1 rRNA gene is annotated in these 3092 nt (G+C 49.3%); it reads left to right on the forward strand.

Features of this window, described 5'->3' with window-relative positions:
- The first annotated feature begins 142 nt into the window (after nucleotides 1–142).
- A 23S ribosomal RNA gene (locus AC07SW_RS13275) occupies nucleotides 143–3064 on the forward strand.
- Nucleotides 3065–3092 lie beyond the last annotated feature (28 nt).

Below are 3092 nucleotides of genomic sequence, written 5' to 3' on the forward strand. Positions count from 1 at the left end.
AATTTGTTCTTTGAAAACTGGATATTGTAAGAAAGCAATTTATGAAAAAAGAAACAATGTATACACCGCGTTTTAAATGAGTTTTTTAACGTTCTTATCGTAAGATAAAACGTATTAACGACAATTTTGAGTAATCAAAATAGGTTAAGTTAATAAGGGCGCACGGTGGATGCCTTGGCACTAGGAGCCGAAGAAGGACGGGACTAACTCCGATATGCTTTGGGGAGCTGTAAGTAAGCTTTGATCCAAAGATTTCCGAATGGGGGAACCCAGCATCTTTTATAGGATGTTACTACTAACTGAATACATAGGTTAGTAGAGGTAGACGCAGAGAACTGAAACATCTAAGTACCTGCAGGAAGAGAAAGAAAATTCGATTCCCTGAGTAGCGGCGAGCGAAACGGGAAGAGCCCAAACCAAAGAGCTTGCTCTTTGGGGTTGTAGGACACGACATTAAGAGTCATAAATGAATTTTGTAGAAGAAGCGACTTGGAAAGGTCCGCCGAAGAGGGTAAAAGCCCCGTATTTGAAACAAAGTTCACTCTGTTGTGTATCCTGAGTACGGCGGAACACGAGAAATTCCGTCGGAATCCGCGGGGACCATCCCGCAAGGCTAAATACTCCCTAGTGACCGATAGTGAACCAGTACCGTGAGGGAAAGGTGAAAAGAACCCCGGAAGGGGAGTGAAAGAGTACCTGAAACCGTGTGCTTACAAATAGTTAGAGCCCGTTAATGGGTGATAGCGTGCCTTTTGTAGAATGAACCGGCGAGTTACGATTACATGCGAGGTTAAGTTGATAAGACGGAGCCGCAGCGAAAGCGAGTCTGAATAGGGCGAATGAGTATGTGGTCGTAGACCCGAAACCAAGTGACCTACCCATGTCCAGGTTGAAGGTGCGGTAATACGCACTGGAGGACCGAACCCACGTATGTTGAAAAATGCGGGGATGAGGTGTGGGTAGCGGAGAAATTCCAATCGAACTTGGAGATAGCTGGTTCTCTCCGAAATAGCTTTAGGGCTAGCCTCGGAATTAAGAATCATGGAGGTAGAGCCACTGTTTGGACTAGGGGCCCTTCTAGGGTTACCGAATTCAGATAAACTCCGAATGCCATTGATTTATATCCGGGAGTCAGACTGCGAGTGATAAGATCCGTAGTCGAAAGGGAAACAGCCCAGACCACCAGCTAAGGTCCCAAAGTTACTGTTAAGTGGAAAAGGATGTGGGGTTGCTTAGACAACTAGGATGTTGGCTCAGAAGCAGCCATCATTTAAAGAGTGCGTAATAGCTCACTAGTCGAGTGACCCTGCGCCGAAAATTTACCGGGGCTAAACAGTACACCGAAGCTGTGGATAGAACCTTAGGGTTCTATGGTAGGAGAGCGTTCTAAGGGCGTTGAAGCTAGATCGTGAGGACTAGTGGAGCGCTTAGAAGTGAGAATGCCGGTATGAGTAGCGAAAGACGGGTGAGAATCCCGTCCACCGTATGACTAAGGTTTCCTGGGGAAGGCTCGTCCTCCCAGGGTTAGTCGGGACCTAAGCCGAGGCCGATAGGCGTAGGCGATGGACAACAGGTTGATATTCCTGTACCAGTTTGTTTTGTTTGAACAATGGAGGGACGCAGTAGGCTAAGGAATGCGCGCTGTTGGATATGCGCGTCTAAGCAATAAGTCTTGAAGTGAGTTAAATGCTTGCTACTATAAGGACAAGTTGTGATGGGGAGGGAACTAATAGTACCGAAGTTCCTGATGTCACACTGCCAAGAAAAGCTTCTAGTTAGAAACAATCTGCCCGTACCGCAAACCGACACAGGTAGTCGAGGAGAGTATCCTAAGGTGTGCGAGAGAACTCTCGTTAAGGAACTCGGCAAAATGACCCCGTAACTTCGGGAGAAGGGGTGCTGACCAATTGGTCAGCCGCAGTGAATAGGCCCAGGCGACTGTTTATCAAAAACACAGGTCTCTGCAAAATCGTAAGATGACGTATAGGGGCTGACGCCTGCCCGGTGCTGGAAGGTTAAGAGGATGGGTTAGCTTCGGCGAAGCTCAGAATTGAAGCCCCAGTAAACGGCGGCCGTAACTATAACGGTCCTAAGGTAGCGAAATTCCTTGTCGGGTAAGTTCCGACCCGCACGAAAGGCGTAACGATCTGGGCACTGTCTCAACGAGAGACTCGGTGAAATTATAGTACCTGTGAAGATGCAGGTTACCCGCGACAGGACGGAAAGACCCCATGGAGCTTTACTGCAGTTTGATATTGAGTGTTTGTACAGCTTGTACAGGATAGGTAGGAGCCATAGAAGCCGGGACGCCAGTCTCGGTGGAGGCATTGGTGGGATACTACCCTTGCTGTATGACCACTCTAACCCTCACCACTAATCGTGGTGGGAGACAGTGTCAGACGGGCAGTTTGACTGGGGCGGTCGCCTCCTAAAGAGTAACGGAGGCGCCCAAAGGTTCCCTCAGAATGGTTGGAAATCATTCGTAGAGTGTAAAGGCAGAAGGGAGCTTGACTGCGAGACCTACAAGTCGAGCAGGGACGAAAGTCGGGCTTAGTGATCCGGTGGTTCCGCATGGAAGGGCCATCGCTCAACGGATAAAAGCTACCCTGGGGATAACAGGCTTATCTCCCCCAAGAGTCCACATCGACGGGGAGGTTTGGCACCTCGATGTCGGCTCATCGCATCCTGGGGCTGTAGTCGGTCCCAAGGGTTGGGCTGTTCGCCCATTAAAGCGGTACGCGAGCTGGGTTCAGAACGTCGTGAGACAGTTCGGTCCCTATCCGTCGCGGGCGTAGGAAATTTGAGAGGAGCTGTCCTTAGTACGAGAGGACCGGGATGGACACACCGCTGGTGTACCAGTTGTTCTGCCAAGAGCATCGCTGGGTAGCTATGTGTGGAAGGGATAAACGCTGAAAGCATCTAAGCGTGAAGCCCCCCTCGAGATGAGATTTCCCATTGCTTCGGCAAGTAAGACCCCTGAGAGATGATCAGGTAGATAGGTTGGAAGTGGAAGTACAGCGATGTATGGAGCGGACCAATACTAATCGGTCGAGGACTTAACCAAATAAATGGTGGAACACATGAATCAAAAA

It is taken from the genome of Carnobacterium sp. GW821-FHT04C06 (assembly GCF_059420345.1).